17 protein-coding genes are annotated in these 16,645 nt (G+C 63.8%); 9 read left to right on the forward strand and 8 right to left on the reverse strand.

Annotated elements, in window-relative coordinates:
* The first annotated feature begins 292 nt into the window (after positions 1-292).
* Complete coding sequence (locus CV102_RS06415) at positions 293-2,479, forward strand: elongation factor EF-2 (RefSeq protein ID WP_148857046.1); 2,187 nt, start codon at positions 293-295, stop codon at positions 2,477-2,479.
* Between the two features lie 232 nt (positions 2,480-2,711).
* Here CV102_RS06415 and CV102_RS06420 read toward each other — a convergent pair whose 3' ends face one another.
* Together CV102_RS06420 and serS are read right to left on the reverse strand one after the other, a co-directional pair.
* A complete protein-coding gene (locus CV102_RS06420) occupies positions 2,712-3,251 on the reverse strand; it encodes a diadenylate cyclase (protein ID WP_148857047.1) in 540 nt (179 codons plus the stop codon).
* Positions 3,252-3,267: 16 nt separating this feature from the next.
* On the reverse strand, positions 3,268-4,644 hold the full coding sequence (serS, locus tag CV102_RS06425) for a serine--tRNA ligase (protein WP_148857121.1): 1,377 nt from the start codon (positions 4,642-4,644) through the stop codon (positions 3,268-3,270).
* 111 nt (positions 4,645-4,755) lie between these two features.
* Between serS and CV102_RS06430 the strand changes: the two genes are divergently transcribed.
* Positions 4,756-5,976: a potassium channel family protein gene (locus tag CV102_RS06430; RefSeq protein WP_148857048.1), complete on the forward strand. Its 1,221-nt coding sequence runs from the start codon at positions 4,756-4,758 to the stop codon at positions 5,974-5,976.
* Between the two features lie 31 nt (positions 5,977-6,007).
* On the opposite strand, the gene CV102_RS25775 is transcribed toward CV102_RS06430, so the two are convergent.
* From CV102_RS25775 to CV102_RS06440, 3 genes are all read right to left on the reverse strand, one after another.
* Positions 6,008-6,148, reverse strand: coding sequence for a hypothetical protein (locus tag CV102_RS25775; RefSeq protein ID WP_187432872.1), 141 nt, complete (start codon positions 6,146-6,148; stop codon positions 6,008-6,010).
* Between the two features lie 316 nt (positions 6,149-6,464).
* Positions 6,465-7,049, reverse strand: a complete 585-nt coding sequence (locus CV102_RS06435) for a magnesium transporter (protein WP_148857049.1) — start codon at positions 7,047-7,049, stop codon at positions 6,465-6,467.
* On the reverse strand, positions 7,049-7,618 hold the full coding sequence (locus tag CV102_RS06440; RefSeq protein WP_148857050.1) for a magnesium transporter: 570 nt from the start codon (positions 7,616-7,618) through the stop codon (positions 7,049-7,051). The genes CV102_RS06435 and CV102_RS06440 overlap by 1 nt, the downstream gene beginning before the upstream one ends.
* A 231-nt stretch (positions 7,619-7,849) precedes the next feature.
* On the opposite strand from CV102_RS06440, the gene CV102_RS25780 reads away from it, so the two are divergent.
* Genes CV102_RS25780 through CV102_RS06450 form a run of 3 tightly spaced genes read left to right on the forward strand, consistent with a single transcriptional unit; the run spans position 7,850 to position 9,539 of the window.
* Positions 7,850-8,017 carry a hypothetical protein gene (locus tag CV102_RS25780; RefSeq protein WP_187432873.1) on the forward strand — a complete coding sequence of 56 codons (168 nt, stop codon included), beginning with the start codon at positions 7,850-7,852 and terminating at the stop codon, positions 8,015-8,017.
* The gene (gene mgtE, locus CV102_RS06445) at positions 8,004-9,038 is read left to right on the forward strand and encodes a magnesium transporter (protein ID WP_148857051.1); all 1,035 of its coding nucleotides are present in this window, start codon (positions 8,004-8,006) and stop codon (positions 9,036-9,038) included. The genes CV102_RS25780 and mgtE overlap by 14 nt, the downstream gene beginning before the upstream one ends.
* A 60-nt stretch (positions 9,039-9,098) precedes the next feature.
* The gene (locus CV102_RS06450; RefSeq protein ID WP_148857052.1) at positions 9,099-9,539 is read left to right on the forward strand and encodes a universal stress protein; all 441 of its coding nucleotides are present in this window, start codon (positions 9,099-9,101) and stop codon (positions 9,537-9,539) included.
* Here the strand turns inward: CV102_RS06450 and CV102_RS06455 are convergent.
* A complete protein-coding gene (locus CV102_RS06455) occupies positions 9,536-9,934 on the reverse strand; it encodes a fluoride efflux transporter FluC (RefSeq protein WP_148857122.1) in 399 nt (132 codons plus the stop codon). The two genes, CV102_RS06450 and CV102_RS06455, sit on opposite strands and share 4 nt — an antisense overlap.
* 41 nt (positions 9,935-9,975) lie before the next feature.
* The gene (locus tag CV102_RS06460) at positions 9,976-10,386 is read right to left on the reverse strand and encodes a CrcB family protein (RefSeq protein ID WP_148857053.1); all 411 of its coding nucleotides are present in this window, start codon (positions 10,384-10,386) and stop codon (positions 9,976-9,978) included.
* A gap of 227 nt (positions 10,387-10,613) precedes the next feature.
* On the opposite strand from CV102_RS06460, the gene CV102_RS06465 reads away from it, so the two are divergent.
* On the forward strand, positions 10,614-11,513 hold the full coding sequence (locus CV102_RS06465; protein WP_148857054.1) for a cation diffusion facilitator family transporter: 900 nt from the start codon (positions 10,614-10,616) through the stop codon (positions 11,511-11,513).
* A gap of 57 nt (positions 11,514-11,570) precedes the next feature.
* On the opposite strand, the gene CV102_RS26985 is transcribed toward CV102_RS06465, so the two are convergent.
* Positions 11,571-11,699 carry a hypothetical protein gene (locus tag CV102_RS26985; protein WP_267903115.1) on the reverse strand — a complete coding sequence of 43 codons (129 nt, stop codon included), beginning with the start codon at positions 11,697-11,699 and terminating at the stop codon, positions 11,571-11,573.
* A gap of 136 nt (positions 11,700-11,835) precedes the next feature.
* On the opposite strand from CV102_RS26985, the gene CV102_RS06470 reads away from it, so the two are divergent.
* The 3 genes from CV102_RS06470 to CV102_RS06480 all read left to right on the forward strand — a co-directional run bounded on the left by CV102_RS06470 (position 11,836) and on the right by CV102_RS06480 (position 16,620).
* Positions 11,836-12,756 carry an MBL fold metallo-hydrolase gene (locus CV102_RS06470; RefSeq protein ID WP_148857055.1) on the forward strand — a complete coding sequence of 307 codons (921 nt, stop codon included), beginning with the start codon at positions 11,836-11,838 and terminating at the stop codon, positions 12,754-12,756.
* A gap of 134 nt (positions 12,757-12,890) precedes the next feature.
* Positions 12,891-14,843 (forward strand): AMP-dependent synthetase/ligase, encoded by a 1,953-nt coding sequence (locus tag CV102_RS06475; protein ID WP_148857056.1) that lies wholly within the window; start codon positions 12,891-12,893, stop codon positions 14,841-14,843.
* A gap of 199 nt (positions 14,844-15,042) precedes the next feature.
* Entirely contained in the window at positions 15,043-16,620 is a 1,578-nt protein-coding gene (locus CV102_RS06480; protein ID WP_148857057.1) for a hypothetical protein, read from the forward strand.
* The last annotated feature ends 25 nt before the right edge of the window (positions 16,621-16,645 follow it).

A 16,645-nucleotide genomic window follows, 5' to 3' on the forward strand; every position in this document is an offset into this window, starting at 1 on the left:
CGCTCCCACATAACAACGGCTAGAATATAATTTCTTGGTATATTGAACATAATACCAGTCCGCTATAGCTGGTGTGAAATAGTTGCGTGTCTGCGTCAGCCGCTGTTGTGGACTGGAAGCTTCGGTTACCACAGATTACCTCGTCGCAGTTGCTGGCATCGGACCCGAAATTCCTGCGTGCTATTCTCTCCCGCAATTTGGACATTCGGCGTGTTCGACGGGCACGAGCGGCGATTTCGGGGCGACGACGAAACACTACCCTTTTGACCCCGCTACCGGTATTGGTGGATATATGGGCCGACGCAAGAAGATCGTTCAAGAGTGTGAACGGTTGATGGACAATCCGGAGAACATCCGGAACATCGCCATCGCCGCTCACGTCGACCACGGTAAAACGACCCTTTCTGACAACCTCCTCGCTGGTGCCGGCATGATCTCCGACGAGACCGCTGGCGAACAGCTCGCGATGGACACGGAGGAAGACGAGCAGGAACGTGGGATCACCATCGACGCGGCAAACGTTTCGATGACCCACGAGTACGAGGATACCAACCACCTCATCAACCTCATCGACACGCCGGGCCACGTCGACTTCGGTGGCGACGTGACTCGAGCCATGCGCGCCGTCGACGGTGCGCTGGTCGTCGTCGACGCCGTCGAAGGCGCCATGCCTCAGACGGAGACGGTGCTGCGACAGGCACTTCGGGAGGGCGTCAAGCCGACCCTGTTCATCAACAAGGTCGACCGCCTGATCTCCGAACTGCAGGAAGGGCCCGAAGAGATGCAACAGCGTCTCGTCTCGGTCATCAACGACGTCAACGAACTCATTCGCGGCATGACCGAGGAGATGGACGATATCGACGACTGGACGGTCTCCGTCGAGGACGGAACCGTCGGTTTCGGATCCGCACTCTACAAGTGGGGTGTCTCCATGCCCTCGATGCAGCGGACCGGCATGGACTTCGGCGAGATCATGGAACTCGAGCGAAACGACGAGCGTCAGGAGCTCCACGAGCGCACGCCCCTGTCGGACGTCGTCCTCGACATGGTCTGTGAGCACTTCCCGAACCCTGTCGACGCACAGCCCCGTCGTATCCCGCGCATCTGGCGCGGTGACGACGAGTCCGAACTCGCGGAGTCGATGCGTCTGGTCGACGAGGACGGAGAGGTCGTCCTGATGGTCACCGACATCGGCATGGACCCCCACGCAGGCGAGATCGCTTCCGGCCGTGTCTTCTCGGGGACGCTCGAGAAGGGCCAGGAGCTGTACGTCTCCGGTACCGCGGGCAAGAACCGCGTCCAGTCCGTCGGGATCTACATGGGTGGCGAGCGCGAGGAAGTCGAAAACGTTCCGGCGGGGAACATCGCCGCCGTAACCGGCCTTCGCGACGCCATCGCCGGTTCGACCGTCTCGAGCACGGAGATGACGCCCTTCGAGTCGATCGAACACATCTCCGAGCCGGTCATCACCAAGTCCGTCGAGGCCAAGAGCATGGACGACCTGCCGAAGCTCATCGAGGCGCTCCGGCAGTTCTCCAAGGAGGATCCGACGATCCAGATCGAGATCAACGAGGACACCGGCGAACACCTGATCTCCGGACAGGGTGAGCTCCACCTCGAGGTCATCACCCAGCGTATGGAGAAGAACCAGGGCATCCCCGTGAACACCGGCGAACCGATCGTCGTCTATCGCGAGCAGCCCCAGCGGTCGAGTGACGAGGTCGAGGGTATCTCGCCAAACCGTCACAACCGCTTTTACATCTCCATCGAGCCGATGGCCGACGACATCGTCGAAACGATCAAGCTGGGCGAGGCCTCGATGGACATGCCCGAACAGGAGCGCCGCGAGGCGCTGCAGGACGCCGGCATGGACAAGGACGACTCCCAGGACGTCGAGCACATCCACGGCTCGAACATCCTGCTGGACCAGACGAAGGGTATCCAGCACCTGAACGAGACGATGGAGCTGTTCATCGAGGGACTCGAGGACGCCCTCGACAACGGCCCGCTCGCGAACGAGCCGGTTCAGGGCTCGCTCATCCGCCTGCACGACGCTCGACTCCACGAGGACACCATCCACCGCGGTCCGGCACAGGTTATTCCCGCGACCCGAGAGGCCGTCCACAAGGCGCTGATCGACGGCCAGATCAAGATGCTCGAGCCGATGCAGGACGTCCGTATCGACGTGCCGAACGACCACATGGGCTCCGCCTCCGGCGAGATCCAGGGTCGTCGTGGCCGCGTCGACGACATGTACCAGGAAGGCGACCTCATGGTCGTCGAGGGTATCGCGCCCGTCGACGAGATGATCGGCTTCGCGAGCGACATTCGCTCCGCGACCGAGGGTCGTGCCTCCTGGAACACGGAGAACGCCGGCTTCGAGGTCATGTCCGACTCGCTCCAGCGTGAGAAGATCATGGAGATCCGAGAGCGCAAGGGCATGAAGCTCGAGCTGCCGCCGAGCATCGACTACATATAGACCGCGACGGCCGCGCGATTTCTACCGCAGTTCTTTCTCTCTCGATCCCGGATCCGCAGCGGCGGCGCTGTGCTCTCGAAATGAACCCCGTTCGTTCCGGTCCTCCGATCACTCCTGGTGAGTAAGAGGCACAACCGGTTGCGTCGCACCAGCGAGGCACAAAATACGGTGTCGTGGCTGTGTCTCAGTACGGTGTCGTGGCCGTGTCTCAGTACGGTGTCGTGGCCATATCTTACCCCTCACGCCAGCGTGACGCGAGGTCGTCGTGTTCGATCGAATCGTACTCGCCGTCCCTGAAGACTGTGACGCGGCCGGTTTCCTGACTCAGCGTCAGCGTCGCGACGACGGGGTCCCGGAGTGAGGTATCGAGCGCGCTCATGTGGCGGGTTCCCATCCAGTCCGCGTAGCCGTCGCCCTCGTGGGGATGGTCGCGAAACCGAACCATCTGCTCCTGAACGACGCCATCGACGCTGACGACGACCGCGCCATCGTTCTCGAGCGCGACTGGCTGGGCAGCCTCGTAGAAGGCGTCGAGATCCGCGAGGACCTCACGACTACCGTCGACCGGCCAGCGGTTGTCACCCATCGGGTCGGCGAAATCGGTGATCGATCGGCCCGCGACGATAGCGAAATAGGTCCCCGGCCCGCGGATTCTGGGCTCGTTCCAGCCGTCGAACGACAGCGAGATACTCTCGAGACAGTACCGAATCGCGTCGATCAGTCGTCTGACTCGGTCGTGGCGTTCGTAGGGAATCTCCAGGTGACGGTCCATCGGTCGGAGGGACTGTTCACTCTCGTTCGCCGGCACCCAGCGCGCTCTCGCCGACCTTCTCGTGTCCCTCGATGACTTCCTGGCCGTCCATGTACGGCTGGAGTGCCTCGGGAATCGTCACGGTGCCGTCCTCGTTCTGGTAGTACTCGAGGATCGCCACCATCACGCGGGGCAAGGCGAGTCCGGAGGCGTTCAGCGTGTGGAGGTACTCGGCCGACTCGTGGCGCTCGGGCCGGTAGCGCAGGCCGGCGCGACGGGCCTGGTAATCCTCGAAGTTCGAAGCCGAGGAGACCTCGAGCCACCGGCCGCCTTCGTCGGGGCCGTCCTCCATGTCGTCGGCTGGGGCCCAGACCTCGATGTCGTAGGTTTTCGCCGAAGCGAAAGTCAGGTCGCCGGTACAGAGCTCGAGGATGCGGTAGGGAAGGCCGAGCCGGCGCAGGACTTCCTCCGCCTCGTCGAGCAGGTTCTCGAGGCGGTCGTAGCTCTCTTCCGGTTCCACGAAGTTGACGAGTTCGACCTTGTTGAACTGGTGGACGCGGACGATGCCGCGGGTCTCGGTGCCGTGCTCGCCGGCTTCGCGACGGAAGTTCGGCGTGTACGCCTGGTGTTTGAGCGGCAGGTCGTCCTGCAGGAGGATCTCGTCGGCGTACATGTTGGTGACCGGCACCTCGGCGGTGGGACAGAGCCAGAGATCGTCGTCGTCGTACTCCTCGTTGCTCCCGCCGAGCCGGTATGCGTCGTCGGCGAACTTCGGAAGCTGCCCGGTACCGCGCATTGCCTCACTCTTGACGGGCACCGGCGGGAAGAGGTCGACGTAGTCCTGCTCGCGGTGGATATCCATCATGAACTGGATCAGCGCGTGCTCGAGTCGGGCGCCGTCTCCTTTGAGGAAGTAGAAGCCGGAGCCGGTCGTCTTCGCGCCGCGAGCCTCGTCGATGATGTCCAGCTCCTCGCCGAGATCGTAGTGGGGGGCGATCTCGTCGGCGTCGACGCGCAGCTCGTCGAACCCCCAGCGTCGATCCTCGACGTTGTGGCGTTCGTCGATTCCCAGCGGAACGCTCTCGTGGGGGATCTGCGGGATCTCGAGCATCCGTTCTCGAAGCTCGTCGCCGAGTTCGGCGGCCTCGGCCTCGACCTCCTCGATTTCGGCTTTGAGTTCCTTCGAGCGCTCGATCGCCTCGTCTTTCTCCTCCTGTTTTCCCTCGGCGACCAGCTTTCCGATCCGTTCGGTGATCCGGTTGCGCTCGTGGCGCAGGTCGTCGCCGCGCGCTTTCAACTCCCGCCACCGTTCGTCGATGTCGATCACGTCGTCGAGATCCACGTCGGCACCTCGGTTCTCGAGGCCGTCGCGCACCTCCTCGGGATTCTCGCGCAGATACGTCCGATCGATCATTGTTCGTGCGTTCATTGCGGCCGTCCAAAACCGTATCGGAAGCCGCTGTTTCCCGGATCGGGGCGAACGGTGCGGGAAACGTTTTTTTAACGTGGGTGGCTGGGTTACGACATGGACCCACTCGAGGACGAGGCATCGCCGGTGTCGATCGAGTACGAGCCCGTCAGCGTCAAGGACGTGCTGGTGGAGATGAAAGACACCGCCGAACTGCTGATCGATCTCTCCTACTCTGCAGTGTTGCACCGCAACGAGGACCTCGCGAAGGAGGTCCTTCGACTCGAACGTCAGATGGACGTTCTCGAGATGCGCGCCCGGATGGGGCTGCTGATGGCCTCCCGGAACCCGTCCGACGCGGAACAGCTCGCGCCGGTTCTGGGGATCGTCGCCGCAACGGGGACAATCAGCGACGCTGCCGGCGACATCGCGAAAATCGTCTTAGAGGAGATGGGGCTCCCCGAGGCGATGCGTGCGGCGCTCCCCGAGGCCGCCGAGGTGCTCGTCCGCGGCGTCGTCGATCCGGACTCCCCCTACGCGGACCGGACGCTTCAGGACATCGACCTCGAGTCCGAGACGGGCGTCCGCGTAATCGCGCTCCGGCGTGGCGACGACTGGCTGCTCAACCCCGGCCCGACGACGACCGTCGCGTCCAACGACGTCGCACTCCTCCGCGGTCCGGACTCCGCGATCGAGGACGTCTGCGAACTGTTGACCGGATCGGCCTACGAGACGCCCGAGGTCGATGCACCGGATATCGACGACCTGGAGCGGGCTGTGGACACGATCATCCACATGAAGAACCTCTCGGAGCTGGCGATCGACCTGGCCTACAGCAGCGTGCTGTTCGACAGCGAGGGGCTCGCCGAGGAGGTCCGGAATCTGGAGGTCGAGGTCGACGCGATGCAGTCTCGCTTCGAGGCCTGGACGCTCCGGGCGGCCGCCGACGCGCCCGATCCGGTGATGCTGCGCGGACTGATCCGGCTGGGGACCAGCACGGAGGTCATCAGCGACGCCGCCGTCGACTTGAGCGAGGGTGTGCTCCGCCGTCTCGACGTCCACCCGGTCGTCCAGATGGCCGTCGAGGAGAGCGACGAGATCATCACCCGCGTCGAGGTCCAACCGGGAAGCGCCCTCGACGGCACCGAGATCAACACCGGCGTTCCCGACACCGAGTCGACGATGTCGGTGATCGCCATCCGTCGGCCCGAGGAGGGATGGCTGCTGGTCGGCGACGCCGACGCCGAGATCCACGGTGGCGACGTGCTCATCTCGAAGGGGACCCGAACCGCTGCCGAAGCGTTCGACGAACTTTCTCAGGCGTCGACGGAACAGTGAGTTAGACGTCCATCTTCAGGACCGTCCCGAGTCACCCGGCGTACTCGAGCAACAGCGTGACGAGTTCGAGGTAGAGGAGTGCGCCGAGGACGGCGACGATAGCAGCGAGCGCAAATCGAACGATCGTATAGCGCTGTTCTCGAAATCGAAACGGCTGGACGACCCAGATCATCGGTATGCTCGCCTCGCTCGTGGCGCGCCGTACCGGGAGGAGAGCCACCGGATTCTTTTGTAGCGGGTTGGTTCGACTGCCATGTACACGACAGCCACACCGTGACACTTGAAATTCAGTCAGACGCTCGACGGACGGTGAGCGGACGTCGTTCTCGCACGCCGGATTCGTTCAACCGGGAAGCCGATCGTCGGATGGCCGTGACTCGAGCGTCGCCGAAGCCCCGGTCCAGTCGCGGTCGTCCCGTCGTTCCGTTTTCCCACGGCTGGACGGCGGTGGCGACCTCGACCTCGAACGATCGACAACTCGAGACGAATCAGAAGCCCAGCACCAGCGCCGAGACGCCGATGAAGATGACCATTCCGAAAACGTCGACGACGTTCGTGACGATCGGAATCGTCGTGTCGTCGGGGTCGATCCCCAGCCGGTAGGAGCCGTAGGTGGCGGCGAAGCTGAAGACGACCGCGATGACTGCGACCGACATACCGCTGACGAGTGAGATGAACAGGAGTTCGCCGAGGGTGATCGCGGTGTTGAACAGGAGGACGCCGATCAGCCAGGCGCCGATTCCCAGCGCGGTGAAGATAGTCGCCGCGAGCGCGAGGATGGCCGCGACGTTCGCCCAGAGGACCCGATCGCGCGGGTCGAGTTCGGTCGTTCCGAGGTGGAAGCGCGTCGAGAGGCGTGAACTCAGGATCGCGCCGAGGTTCCCGCCCATGTCGACCATCGTGGGCACCATCACGGCAAGAATGGCGACCTCCTCGAGCATCTCCTCGGCGCTTTCGAGGGTGATCCCGGCCCAGAGGACGATGATCGAGAGGACGATCAACAGCGGGAACATGTTGCCGACGATCGTCTTCCAGTCCCACGTGCCGAGCGAGCCCTGCGTCGGGACGACCATCAGATGAGCACCTCCACAAGCCCGACGGAGAACAGCATGAACAGCATCCCGAAGATGTCACCGAGGGTGGTGACGATCGGCCCGACCAAGTTGTCGGGATCGTAGCCGTACTTGAAGCCGGCGAAGATCAGCGCCAGCAGCCCGAAGATGAGGACGACCGACGTGAGGACGCCGGCGATTAGCATGATGCCGACTAACTCGTAGAGGGCGGCGACCTCCCAGCCCAAGACGAGCAGCCCTAGCCACGTGATGACGCCGATCACGATCGAGATGCCGATCCCGTTGATGAACGACGCCAGGACTGCGTTGACGAGGCGTTCATCTCGCTCGAACTTCGGTTCGATCAGCCCCTGGTGGAGTCCACTCGAGATGCGCCCGCCGAGCGCGCCGTACACGTTGCCTCGAGTGGCCAGAAAGACCGGAATCATCACGAGCAGGCCGGGGAAGCGTTCGACACTCTCGATCATCTCCTCGAGCACCAGGCCGGCGAAGAGTCCGCCGCCGAGCGCGATGAGGAGAATGGGGAGTGCCTCGCGATAGATCGACCAGAACTCGTCCCGTACGCTCATACCAATATCTTCCGCAGTTCACTGTTAAACCTACCGGGAAGTAATAGCAAGTCGTAAAAATTGACAACTTATCCGCGCGTCGAAACGGCCGATCGTGCTCGGCACGAAAAACTGCGATACTGCGCCGCTCGTTCGTCCATCCGCGGCTGTGACTCTCTCCCGTGAGAATATATTTCAATAGTAGACCTAGTTCGGAACCACTTTTAGAGATCTCTAATATCACGCTTCCGTATGCTGGATACCAACCACAGCAGTCAGTTCGACATCGACACGACGATCACCGACGCGGTCCGCGAGCGCGGTCGCACGCTCGAGGAACTGGTACTCGACCTGCTCGAGGGGGAGTTTGCAGGCGTCATTCGCTCGCACGTCCGGGGTGAAGTGTATGGGGGCTGCTAGGGACCTCGAGTTCCACGCGGACCGCGTCGGCGAGGTAACGGACGACGAGTTCGTCGCCGTCACCCAGGAGACGTTCGTCGGGCACGCGATCGACAAGTTCCGCGACTTCGAGCCGCGGTCCGACGAAACGACCGTCTATTATCTGTACGTCACCGACAACTCGGGGCGACTCGTCGGCGTCATGTCCCTTCGGGAACTGCTCAACGCACCCGAGGACGACGTCGTCGAGGACCACATGGTGACCGACCTCGTCACGATCGACGCGGATGCAGATCCGGAGTACGCCGCAGACGAAATCGCCGAGCGGGATTTCCCCGCACTGCCGGTTATCGACGACGACGGCGTCCTCGTCGGCGTCCTCAGGACAGAGGACATGATCGAGGTCGTCGAGGAGGAGGCCACCGAGGACATCCTGAAGAGCGCCGGCTTCTCGTTCGCAGACGTCGAGAGCTCCCGGAGTTCGGCGATCCTCGAGTCGTCCATTCCGCGGATCCTCCGGCTGCGACTGCCGTGGCTCATCGTCGCGCTGGCGGGCGGCCTGATGGCTGGTGGCGTCATCGAGGCCTACGAGGACACGCTCGAGGCCGTCGTCGCGCTCGCCTTCTTCGTTCCGGTGATCATGGACATGGGTGGCAACGTCGGCACACAGGCCTCGACGATCTTCGTGCGCGGACTCGCGCTCGGCCACATCGACGACCGCAACGCGATGCGCCACTTCGCCCGCGAGGGGCTGATCGGCCTGCTGATCGGGCTCATCATCGGCGGCATCGGAGCCGGTGCAGCCTACGTCTGGCAGATCAACGAGCCGTACGCGTTCGAACTGGCGACGGTCGTCTTCGTCGGCCTCGTCTCGGTCTGCGTGGTCGCGTCGGTCGTCGGCTACGTCATCCCGTGGGTCATGAACAAGCTCGGATTCGACCCCGCGGCCGCCTCGGACCCGCTGATCACGACGGTCAAGGACGTCACCGCCCTCCTGATCTACTTCGGGCTGGCGGCGGTCCTGCTGGCCGAACTGCTCTGAGTGCGGTCCCTTTCCGTTTCTACAATTCTATTTTTGTAAGTGGCCGTCAATAACGGGAGTATGAGCCAACACGTTCTCGTTCCCGTCGACGGCTCTCGGTCGTCTCGAGCGGCGCTCGAGTACGCCCGCGAACAGTTTTCCGACGCTCGACTGACGCTGCTGTACGTCGTCGACCCCATGACCGATTACAGTCGACAGCGCGCTTATCCGGGCTACACCGCTGACGACGAGTACAAATCCGAACGCGAGAAAGGCGAGGACATCCTCGACTCGGTTCGAGAGACCTTGCCGGACGACGTGCCGGTCGAGACCGTGCTCGAGGCGGGTCCACCGGCACGGGTGATCGTGCAGTACGCCGACGACCACGGCGTCGACGGGATCGTCCTCGGCAGTCACGGGCGCGAGGGTCCGATCAGATATCTCCTCGGGAGCGTCGCCGAAGACGTCGTTCGGCGGGCTGGGGTCCCGGTAACCGTCGTCCGCGGGCTCTCGGACGACTAAAGGGGACCAACGGTCACGATCCCCCACGCGAGCCCGATCGCCGCGAGCGAGAGCGCGAGATTGCCGAAGGCGTTCGCGACGGCGGACAGCCGATCGCCGCGCTCGTAGAGCTGAACCGTCTCGACCGAGAACGACGAGAACGTCGTGAACGCGCCGCAGATGCCGATTCCCAGCAACTGGATCGTCGACTCGCTCGCTCCCGCGAAGATCGCCACGCCGAAGACGAAACTGCCGACGACGTTCACAATCAGCGTCGGCCACGGGTACTGGTCGCTCGAGAGCCGCCGATACACCTCGTGGCGGAGCACGGCGCCGATCGCACCCCCGGTGCCGACGATGTGGGCGGGTTCGGGATCGAACGTCACGTTTTCGGCGACCGGCTCGAACGCGAGCACGAGGGCGACGAGGACGGGCTCCGGTAGCGGCCCGAGACCCGTCACGCCGTCTCACCCCCGGTCGTCGGGGTCCAGTCGCTGATTTTCCGGGCGAGTTCGCGGCTCGCGAGGACGCCGGCGAAGCCGAGCCCGTAGTTGGCGGCGACGATGGCGACGAGCAGAAGCGGTTCGGCCGCGAGCGCCGTCTGGATTGCGAACGTGCTGTAGGTCGTCAGCGAGGAGAGGAAGCCGGTCGTGAAGACGATCCTGGAACTGCGATCGACGACACCGGTGTACTCGGCCTCGTAGACGATGAAACCGAGCACGAAGCTCCCGAGGACGTTCACGAGCAGTACCGCCGCGACGTCCGAGAGGAGTCCGAGGGCGAAAAACCGGAGGTTCGAGCCGGCGAAGCCGCCGATGCCGATCAGTGCGAGCGTCTCGAGTCGGACGAGTGGGTGGTCGTCGGTCATGGCTGACAGGTCTGGGCAGGGACCGTCAGCCGGCCGCTTCCGGTCGTCCGCACGCGGACAGCGTCGGTTCGGAACCGAGAACGGGTCGCCGGCGGTTGCGTCAGGCGGGCCCCATCGCCTGGATGGGGGGTGCTTCTCGAAGGCATCCAATGAGGATTGCGAAACCGGATACCGCTCCGGCACCCGGAAGGAAAAGACCCAAGTTTAGACTGTCTCTAAATCAGAGCATGGTCGACGAGGCGGGGCGGGGCGGGTTCACGCGGGCGTCGTGGGCGAACGTCCTCGGCAACGCCGTGAAGATCGTCGTCGAGGGAGCCGCCGGTCTGGCGTTCGGCAGCGTCGCGCTGCTGGCGGACGCGGCCCACTCGATCGCGGACCTCGTCGCGAGCATCGTCGTCCTCGTCTGGGGGCGCAGTTCGTTCGACGAACCCGACGACACCCATCCACACGGCCACGACCGCATCGAACCCCTGACGGCGCTGTTCGTCGGGAGCGTCATCGCCCTGCTCGGATTGAACCTGCTGTACGAGTCGGCTCGGGGGATCGCTTACGGGGTCGACGTCGTCTTCAGCCCGCTCCTGCTCGGCGCGCTCGCCTTTGCGATCGTCGATATGTACCTCGTCTATCGGTACACCGAACTGATCAACGCCGATCTCGGCTCGACCGCGCTCGAGGCGCTCGCGACCGACTGTCTGAACGATATTTACACGTCCTTCGCGGCGGTCGTCGGGGTTATCGGCGTCCTGCTCGGCCAGCCGATGCTCGATCCCATCGCTGGCGGGTTCGTCAGCTTGCTGGTCATCTACCAGGGCGTCGAGATCGGTCGCGAGAACGTCGACTACCTCATCGGGGCCTCACCGGGGTCGGCGAAGCGAGCGCGGATCAAAGACGTTCTTCGGGACCACCCCGAGGTCGAAGGCGTCCACGACCTGACCGTCTTCTACGACGGCACCGTCCTCGAGGTCGAGGTCCACGTCGAGGTCGACGGCGACATGCCGTTCCGCCAGGCCCACGACATCGAGTCGGAACTCGTCGACAGCCTCCGCGGGCTCGAGGACGTCGGCGACGCGCACGTTCACCTCGATCCGTCGGGAATCGGCGAGTGGAAGGACCAGCGCGAACGGTAGCGGCTGGTCTCGGCGCGAGAGGGACGGGTCGCCGAGCAGGCCGGCCGATCCCGGGTTCTACGCGCCGGCGTCGTCTGCTTCGAGCTGACAGCTCGGACTACAGTACCCTCGCTTCGCGGCTTCGGCGTCCGGGCTCGCCGTGAACGATTCGCCACACTCGTTGCACTCGAGGGTCTCGTACGCCATACGTGTCCGATATTCGACCTCGTTCGTGATAAAAGTCGGTCCTCGGGCGGGAAGACGGTCGTTCTCGGCTCTCGGTTCGGGTTTCGAAGCTAGCCGCGACGCCAGCTTTTATCTCGTCACACGACAGGCTACCGGTATGGAAATTGGTGACGTTCGTGAGGTGACGGTCGGTGACTGTACGGACCTCTACTACCTCGACACCGGAATGTACGGAACGAGCGGGTACGGCGCCGTTTATATCCTCGACGACGACCAACCCGCAGTCGTCGACACCGGAATCGGGACGAACCACGAGCGAATCCTCGAGGCGCTCGACGAGGTCGGCATCGACCGGGACGAACTCGCGGTGATCGCGGTCACGCACATCCACCTCGACCACGCCGGCGGCGCGGGCTTTCTCGCCGAGGCGTGCCCGAACGCCGAGGTCTACGTTCCCGCGATCGGTGCGCGACACCTGGCCGACCCCTCGCAACTCGTCGCAGGGACCAAAGCGGCCGTCGGTGACCAGTGGGAGTACTACGTCGACCCGGAGCCGGTTCCCGAAGACCGGATCGTCGAGATCGAGGACGGCGACGTCGTCGACCTCGGGGACCACGAACTGCGCGTTCACGAGGCACCCGGCCACGCGCCTCACCAGGTCGTCTTCGAGGATCCCGAAAACGACGCGGTCTTCACCGGCGACGCCGCCGGAATCTGGGTCCCCACGACCGAGCAGATCCTCGAGACCTCTCCGCCGTCGAACTTCCACCTCGAGCGCTGTCTCGAGGACGTCGAGACGCTCAAGGAGATCGATCCGGACGTGCTCTGTTACACCCACTTCGGGCCGCGATACGTCGGCGACGACGCCGAGGCGGCACTCGAGGAGTACGCGGCGGTCCTCTCGGAGTGGGTCGAACAGGTCGAGGAGAAACGGGCGGAACTCGAGGACGACGAGGCCCTCGTCGAGCACTTCGCGTCGGCCTCCGAGATGGCCGACGTCTGGGGCGAGCACAAGGCGAGCGCCGAGGCGGCGATGAACACCCGGGGCGTCGTCGGCTACCTGGATCACCGGGACTGAGTTTCGACTGATCGTCACGTAACCGGACCATCCCGCAGCGCGGACGGGTATTCGTCGGTTACCGGAATAAACAGGATGATAGATGTAGCCAGTTTCATCACGTTTTATCGCTCGGGAGGTACTGTCTCACGTGTATGAACTGGCGGGACGCCGAACGCGAGTACGAGGACGCGGTCATCGGAGAAACGACGCTCGGACGGATGTTCGACGACGCCGTCGAGCGCCATCCGAACCGGCCCGCACAGCGGTACAAGGGCGGTATCTACAACCGCTCGCTAACCGATTCGATCCTCGAGCCCGCCTCCGCGGGCGAGTTCCGGGCGATCTCCTACACCGAGATGCGCAACGTCGTCCGCAACCTCGCGGCTGGCTTTCGCGACCTCGGCGTCGACCAGGGCGACCGCGTCGGCATCTTCTCCAGCACGCGGATGGAGTGGGCCCAGACCGACTTCGCGCTGCTCTCCGCCGGGGCGGTCATCACGACCGTCTACAAGAGTTCCTCGCCGGACCAGGTCCGGTACCTGCTCGACGATCCCAGCGCGAACGGCGTCGTCGTCGAGAACGGGGAAGCTCTCGAGCGCGTCCTGGAAGTCGAAGACGACCTCGACCTCGAGTTCATCGTCTCGATGGATCGCGTCGAGGGGTACGAGGACCGCGACGACATCCTGTCGCTCGCGGACGTTCACGACCGCGGCGAGGAGGTCTTCGATCTCGAGACCTACGAGGAGTGGCTCGACGCGCCCGACCTGGACGACCTGGCGAGTCTGATCTACACGAGCGGGACGACAGGCCAGCCGAAGGGCGTCCAGCTCACCCACTGGAACTTCCGGTCGAACGTCAACCAGATCCGGAAGCGCTACGGCCCGCGCCCGGACAAGAGCGACGAGCTGCCGGTCATCAACGAGGAGACCCAGACGGTCTCGTACCTGCCGCTGGCACACGTCTTCGAGCGAACGTCCGGACACTTCCTGGTGTTCGCCAGCGGCGGCTGCGTCGCCTACGCAGAGGATACGGAGACGCTCAAGGAGGATTTCGGCTCGGTGCAGCCGAACACGGCGACGAGCGTCCCCCGCGTCTACGAGAAGATCTACGACACGATCCGCGAGCAGGCCAGCGAATCGCCGGTCAAAAAGCGGATCTTCGAGTGGGCGACCGACGTCGGCGTCGAGTACCAGGAGACCGACGATCCGGGAGCGGTTCTCGGCGCGAAGCAGTCGCTCGCGGACAAACTGGTCTTCTCGAACGTGCGCGAGGCCCTCGGCGGCGAGATCGAGATCCTGATCAGCGGCGGCGGCAGCCTCTCGAAGGAGCTCTGTACGCTGTACCACGCGATGGGGCTGCCGATCTACGAGGGGTACGGCCTCACCGAAACCGCGCCGGTCGTCTCGGTCAACCCGCCCGAGGAGCCCAGGATCGGGACCATCGGCCCGACGCTCCCCGGCGTCGACGTGACGGTCGACGAGTCGGTCGCCGACCAGGACGCCTTCGACGACCCCGGCGAGGTCGGCGAACTGCTCGTCAACGGGCCGAACGTCACCCAGGGCTACTGGGAGAAACCCGGGGCGACCCAGCGTGCGTTCACCGAGGAGGATGGAACACGGTGGTTCCGCACCGGCGACATCGTCCACCTGCGCCCCGACGACTACATCGAGTTTCGCGACCGCGTAAAACAGATCATCGTGCTCTCGACGGGGAAGAACGTCGCCCCCGGTCCCATCGAGGACGGCTTCGCTGCCAGTGAGATCGTCGAACAGTGCATGGTCGTCGGCGACGGCGAAAAGTTCATCGGCGCCCTGCTCGTCCCCAACGCGGAGCACGTCCGCGACTGGGCCGACGAAGAGGGTATCGACGTTCCGGAGGACCCCGAGGCGATGTGCGACGACGAGCGCGTCCGGGAGTACGTCCAGCGAGAGGTCGACGACGTCAACGAGGACTTCGAGAAGCACGAGACCATCAAGCAGTTCGAACTCGTCCCCCGGGAGTTCACGGAGGAGAACGATATGTTGACGCCGACGATGAAGAAGAAACGTCGCGTCATCCTCGACCGGTTCGAGGACCGAGTCGACCGGATCTACGAGGAGGCGTAGGGCGGTTCTGCCGACTCGATTCCGCTCCTCTACCCGTCGGATATTCTATTTATAAAATTTCGTGAAAATTGGGGCTGACACCGTTCTGAGAGCTTCTACGCCGATCCGGTGCGCTAAACATGCTGGAGCCTAGAACGGTGTATCTAGATTCGATGTCCCGGCACAGAACCGGCGGACGACGGCTGCGAGGAATACAGACATGGATCTGAATCGTCGCGAGTTCGGCACGGCTGCGGGGGTCTCGCTGTCGGCGATCCTCGCAGGGTGTAGCGTACTCGAGGACGACGAAGACGAGGACGAGGATCCCGGGCTGGATCTCGAGGGTCTCGAGGACCCGAACGACGAGAGTGACGACGATTCGGACGCCGGGGACGCCGAGGACGGAGATGACGGAGATGACGGCGACGACGGCGACGACGACGGGTTGCACGAGGACGAGTCCATACCGGGCACGATCCTGCTATCGGACGAGGCCAAAGCGCACCTCAAGGTCGTACAACACGCCTTCACCTGGCGGAACGAGCCGCCGAGCGAGCAGTGTTACGTCCACGTAATGCTCGAGAACACGGGCGATGCGGAGCTGACGCTCGACGTGGAGGCTCGGATCTACGGCGAAGACGGATCCGAACTGTCCTCGAGCAGCGGGATCTACGACGAAGAGGGATCCGTACTCGCCTCCGACGGGGAGACTACCGTCGAGGGACCCAAACCGGGCGAGAACGACGCCGTCTACTCGCTCGAACTCGACGACTGCGAGGAGACTGCCGAGTACGAACTCGAGATCGATACGGTCGAGGTCGCGGGCGACCCGGACGAGGACGATCCGGAGGAAACTGACGAGCCGGACGAGGAAGACGACGAACCGTACGAATCGGAAGAGGCCGACGAATCCGACGAGCAGGACGGGTCGGACGAGCCTGGCGACGGTGACGAAGACGAGGACGAATCTGACGACGGTGACGAAGACGAGGACGCCGACGACGAGGATGAACCAACCGACGATGACGGCGATGAGGAAGAAGACGAAGAAGCTGGCGACGACGAAGACGACGAGGACACTGACGAAGACGACGAGGATGCCGACGACGATGACGAGGGCGCCGATGATGAGGACGAAGATGGCGAAGACGACCAGGATGAAGACGACGACGGAGACGAGCAGGATGATGACGACGAGGACGAAGACGAAGACGAGTCGGCCGATGAGGATGCGGACGAAGACGAGCAGGATGCGGACGAAAACGGTGACGAAGAGAACGGAGACGATGAACAGGACGGCGATGAGCAGGATGACGACGAGGACGAGCAGGATGCGGACGACGACGAAGATGGCGAAGACGATTCCGATGAAGACGACTCCGACGACGTAGACCAGGACGACACCGACTCGAGAGGCTCGGACGACGATGACGACGAAGACGATTCCGACGACGAGGACGACCCGGAGGAGCCCGAAAACGGTGGCAATGGCGACGCGAACGACGACGAAGCGGACGAAGACGATGAGGTGGACGACGAAGACGAGCAAGATGATGGCGACGAAGACGAGTCGGCCGATGAGGATGCGGACGACGACGAAAATGGCGAGGACGACGTGGACGGAGACGGAGACGAAGACGAGCAGGACGGAGACGACGAGGACGGAGACGACGACGAGGACGAGTCGGCCGATGAGGATGCGGACGACGACGAAGACGAGGACGAAAATGACGACGACTCGTCCGGGATACTCCCCATAGAGCCGGGCGACCTGTTCGGCGCGAGCGACTCCGAGTGAACGGGCTCGAGTCGCGTTTCGATCG

Origin of the sequence: Natronococcus pandeyae, assembly GCF_008122205.1 — an archaeon.
GTDB classification, from domain to species: Archaea; Halobacteriota; Halobacteria; order Halobacteriales; family Natrialbaceae; genus Natronococcus; species Natronococcus pandeyae.

Excerpts from the sequence above, each read along its gene's own strand:
- CV102_RS06480 (WP_148857057.1), top strand. The coding sequence starts at position 15,043 with ATGGATCTGAATCGTCGCGAGTTCGGCACGGCTGCGGGGGTCTCGCTG.
- CV102_RS06465 (WP_148857054.1), top strand. The coding sequence starts at position 10,614 with ATGGTCGACGAGGCGGGGCGGGGCGGGTTCACGCGGGCGTCGTGGGCG.
- mgtE (WP_148857051.1), top strand. The coding sequence starts at position 8,004 with ATGGGGGCTGCTAGGGACCTCGAGTTCCACGCGGACCGCGTCGGCGAG.
- CV102_RS06440 (WP_148857050.1), bottom strand. The coding sequence starts at position 7,618 with ATGAGCGTACGGGACGAGTTCTGGTCGATCTATCGCGAGGCACTCCCC.
- CV102_RS06450 (WP_148857052.1), top strand. The coding sequence starts at position 9,099 with ATGAGCCAACACGTTCTCGTTCCCGTCGACGGCTCTCGGTCGTCTCGA.
- CV102_RS06415 (WP_148857046.1), top strand. The coding sequence starts at position 293 with ATGGGCCGACGCAAGAAGATCGTTCAAGAGTGTGAACGGTTGATGGAC.
- CV102_RS25775 (WP_187432872.1), bottom strand. The coding sequence starts at position 6,148 with ATGATCTGGGTCGTCCAGCCGTTTCGATTTCGAGAACAGCGCTATACG.
- CV102_RS06430 (WP_148857048.1), top strand. The coding sequence starts at position 4,756 with ATGGACCCACTCGAGGACGAGGCATCGCCGGTGTCGATCGAGTACGAG.
- serS (WP_148857121.1), bottom strand. The coding sequence starts at position 4,644 with ATGATCGATCGGACGTATCTGCGCGAGAATCCCGAGGAGGTGCGCGAC.
- CV102_RS06435 (WP_148857049.1), bottom strand. The coding sequence starts at position 7,049 with ATGGTCGTCCCGACGCAGGGCTCGCTCGGCACGTGGGACTGGAAGACG.
- CV102_RS06470 (WP_148857055.1), top strand. The coding sequence starts at position 11,836 with ATGGAAATTGGTGACGTTCGTGAGGTGACGGTCGGTGACTGTACGGAC.
- CV102_RS26985 (WP_267903115.1), bottom strand. The coding sequence starts at position 11,699 with ATGGCGTACGAGACCCTCGAGTGCAACGAGTGTGGCGAATCGTTCACG.
- CV102_RS06475 (WP_148857056.1), top strand. The coding sequence starts at position 12,891 with ATGAACTGGCGGGACGCCGAACGCGAGTACGAGGACGCGGTCATCGGA.
- CV102_RS06420 (WP_148857047.1), bottom strand. The coding sequence starts at position 3,251 with ATGGACCGTCACCTGGAGATTCCCTACGAACGCCACGACCGAGTCAGA.
- CV102_RS06460 (WP_148857053.1), bottom strand. The coding sequence starts at position 10,386 with ATGACCGACGACCACCCACTCGTCCGACTCGAGACGCTCGCACTGATC.
- CV102_RS25780 (WP_187432873.1), top strand. The coding sequence starts at position 7,850 with ATGCTGGATACCAACCACAGCAGTCAGTTCGACATCGACACGACGATC.